Below are 3683 nucleotides of genomic sequence, written 5' to 3'. Positions count from 1 at the left end.
ATGCCCGCCTCCTCGGCCGCCGGGGCGAGTGAGGATGCGGCCGAGGAGGCGGGCATCCCCCAGGACGACCTGGTCGAGGCCGTCGCCGGCGGTCAGGAGTGGGTCCCCGGTTACGCCTCCACCAACGCCCGCGCCCGCGGCCGCTTCGCCCGCAACTTCGTCGTCCAGGGCAGTGCCGCCGACTGGACCCTGCTACTGCTCGCCGCACTGCGGCGGACCTGCGCGGACCTGGCCGCCGAACTGGTCTTCTTCCAGCACGACGAGGTGATCGTGCACTGCCCGCAGGAGGAGGCCGAGGCAGTCGTGGTGGCGATCCAGGAGGCGGCGGAGCTGGCCGCGCGGCTCACCTTCGGGGAGACACCGGTGCGGTTTCCGTTCACGACGGCGGTGGTGGAGTGCTATGCGGACGCCAAGTGACGTCAGGTGGGAAGACTCGGATACGCCGGGTGCTTCGGCCGGCTCGGTCTGCTCACTCGGCCGGTTCCGCTCCTGCGCCTCCGGAGATCAGCTCCCGAAGCTCCCCGACGACCGCCCGCTCGTCCGTTCCGTCCAGAGCGGCAAGGGCCGAGCGCCATTCCTCGTACGCCTCCTCGGCCCGCCCCTGGTCGCGCAGCAGCAGACCGTGCTGATGGCGGGCGAGGCCGCCGGTGTAGCGGTCGGCGCGGGCCTCCGCGCGGCGCAGCAGCTCCGCGCACTCGCGACCGGCGCGTTCGGCGTGACCGAGCAGCCGCAGGGCGCGGACCAGGCCGAGCCGGGTCTGGGACTCGCCGTGCCAGTCGCCGTGACTGCCGAGGATGCGCAGGCTCTCCTCGAAGTGCTCCGCGGCAGCGGCCGGTTCACCGAGCGTGAGGTGGGCGTAGCCGATGTTGCAGTGCGCGGAGTGCTGGACGATGACGGCGCCGACCTCGACGCCGATGGCGAGCGAGCGCCGGTGCTGTTCGATGGCGGCGCGGGGGTCCGTGTGCTCGTACAGGTTGCCGAGATGGCTGTAGGTGACGGCTTCGCCGTACGGGTCGTCCAGCTGCCGGGAGTACTCCAGGCTCTGCCGCAGCGCGTCCTCGGACTCGGCGTACCGGCCCAGCCCCTCCAGCAGCAGCCCGCGGTTGTTGAGGCAGCGCCGGATCCAGGAGACGGCACCGAGCCGCCGCCAGATCTCCAGCGCCCGGTCGTTGAGCGTGAGCGCCTCGCTCTGACGTCCGGTCAGAAAGTGCAGCCCGGCGAGGTCGCCCAGCGCATACGCCTCGGCCGCCGCGTCCTCGAGCCGCCGCGCCAGATCGAGCGCGGCCCGCCCGAGCAACTCCATCTCGGCGACGCGACCGCTGCGCTGGACGTAGGGGAAGAGCAGACGGAGGAGGGTGGAGAGCCAGGCCGGCCGGTTGTCCGGGCGTCGGTTGTGGTCCGGGCCGCGGTCGCCCGAGCCTCGACGCCGCGCGTCCAGCCGCCGATCAGCCGGCCGTCGGCCATCGAGGCGTCCGCCGCCCGCGCCCGGGTCAGCCCCCGCGTGCGCGTGGCGCTCGACCAGCGTAACGACATTGGTGAGCTCGACATCCCCCCAGGCGAAGGCTGCTTCCGGGCTGTCGAAGGGAGGAACCGTTCCCACCTGGGAGGCGTGTTCGGCGGGCTGGGTCGCGGTCGGGCGGCGGCGGTCGTCCTGATCGAGGCCAGGTTCGACGATGGCGGTGAGGATGCGCTCGGCGACGGCGGCGTACCAGCGCAGGGCGGTCTCGGCCACGTCGTCACCCTGGTCCGCCGCCGCAAGCTCACGGGCGAAGTCCCGGACGAGGTCGTGGGGTGCGTAGCGGCCGTACGCCGTCTCCTCCAGGAGCGCCACGTCGACCAGCCGGTCCAGCGCGGCCTCGGCACGCCGCTCGTCGGTGCCGGTGAGCCGGGCGAGCAGCGGCGCACCGTACGCGGGCAGATCCAGCGCGCCGATGCGCCGCAGCGCCAGCGCCGCGTCCCGGTCGGCTTCGCGGTCGGAGGCGGCGAGCGCGTCGTGTGCGACGGCGAGGGAGCGGCGCACGCTCAGGTCGTCGTACTCCAGATGGTGCAACCGCCCTTCGGTGGCGGCCAGTTGCCCGGCGAGCACGTCCGGGGTGAGCGCCCGGCGGGCGGCGAGCCGGGCCGCGACGACGCGCAGGGCGAGCGGGAGCCGTCCGGTGAGTTCGACGAGCGGGTGGGCGGCGTCGAGGCCGTCCCGTCCGGAGACTGCGCGCAGCAGCTCCGCGCTCTCCGCGTCGGTCAGCGGCGCAAGCGGGAAGCGGCGGGCGCCGTCGAGGGCGGTCAGCGGGGAACGGCTGGTGACGATCACCGCGCAGCCGGTGCCGGCCGGCAGCAGCGGCCGTACCTGCGCGGCGCTCGCGGCGTCGTCCAGCACCATCAGCGTGCGCGTCGGCGCGAGCAGAGAGCGCAGCAACGCGGCTGCCGCATCAGGGTGTTCGGGGATACGGCGGGGCTCGGTACCGAGGTCGCGGAGCAGGGCGGTGAGCGCCTGGCCGGGGGCGAGGGGGGTCATGCCCGGGGTGGCGCCGTGCAGGTTGACGTAGAGCTGCCCATCGGAGAAACGTTCCGCCATCCCATGCGCCACATGCAGCGCGAGCGCGCTCTTGCCGACCCCGGCCATACCGCTGACGACGGCCACGGCGGCCGGCGCAGCGAGAGCTCGACGCAGTGCGTCCCGTACGTCGTGCCGGCCGGTGAAGTGGCCGGGCGGGGGCGGGAGTTGGGAGGGACGGGGCACGCGGGGCGCGGCGTCGGCCACCGGCCCGTCCCCCACGGACGGATCACCGGCACAGGCGGAACCACCGTCGCACGCCCCGCGGCCGTGCCGACCCTCACCACCCGCGGTCGTACCCCCCTTAACCTCGTCGGACGGCCCCTGTGAACCGCCCTCCGCGGCCCCCCGCAACACCTCCATATGCGCCTCCCGCACCCCCGCCCCCGGCTCGACCCCCAGCTCCTCGACGAGCCGGGCGCGAAGATCGCGATGGACGGCCAGTGCCTCCGCACGGCGGCCGGTGCGGTGCAGGGCGAGCATCAGCTGGCGGTGGTACGCCTCCCGCAGCGGATACTCGGCGGCCAGTGCCGCCAACTCCGGTACGACTCCGGCGAGTCGCTCACCCCCGAGGGCCAGCTCGGCGTCGTACCGCCACTCCAGCATGAGCAGCCGCGCCTCGATCAGCCGCTGCACGAAGGCGTACCCGCCCACCTCGGGCGGCAGCCCGCTCAGCGGCGACCCCCGCCACAGCGCGAGCGCCCCCGCGCACTCGTGCACCGTGCGCTCCCAGTCCCGCCCGGCGTGCGCGGCGCGCGCCGCGGCGACATGCGCCTCGAAGACATGGACGTCCAGTTCGCCCTGTTCGACCCGCAGCAGATACCCCGGCTGCACCGCGCGCAACCGTTCGGGATCGTCGAGCAGCCGACGCAGCCGGGCGACATGGTTGTGCAGGGAGGCGTGCGCGGACGCGGGGGGTGCCCCGCCCCACAACGCGTCCTTCAGCGACTCGACGGGAACGACCCGACCGGCTTCCAACAGCAGCGCGGCGAGCAGGACACGCACCTTGGCACTACGGACGGCCCGCACCGCGAGCGCCGGCCGCCCGGCACCCGCGCCCGCGCTCCGTGTTCCTTCCCCACCTACGCTCGCGCCCCGCGCGCCCGCGCGCGGAGCAGCAACCGCACCACCC

General features: G+C 74.5%; 2 protein-coding genes. One reads left to right on the top strand and one right to left on the bottom strand.

Annotated features, from left to right (window positions below; genetic code table 11):
- A partial coding sequence (locus ACTWQJ_RS48220) for a DNA polymerase (protein WP_443312707.1) occupies positions 1–417 on the top strand: 417 nt, incomplete at its 5' end.
- A gap of 52 nt (positions 418–469) precedes the next feature.
- Here the strand turns inward: ACTWQJ_RS48220 and ACTWQJ_RS48215 are convergent.
- Positions 470–3683 (bottom strand): BTAD domain-containing putative transcriptional regulator (locus tag ACTWQJ_RS48215; protein ID WP_443312706.1); only part of this gene is annotated, 3214 nt, incomplete at its 5' end.

It is taken from the genome of Streptomyces sp. KR55 (genome assembly GCF_052245645.1).
GTDB classification, from domain to species: domain Bacteria; phylum Actinomycetota; class Actinomycetes; order Streptomycetales; family Streptomycetaceae; genus Streptomyces; species Streptomyces flavusporus.
Note: the sequence above shows the minus strand (reverse complement) of the source record. Positions and strands in the feature narration are given on the sequence as shown.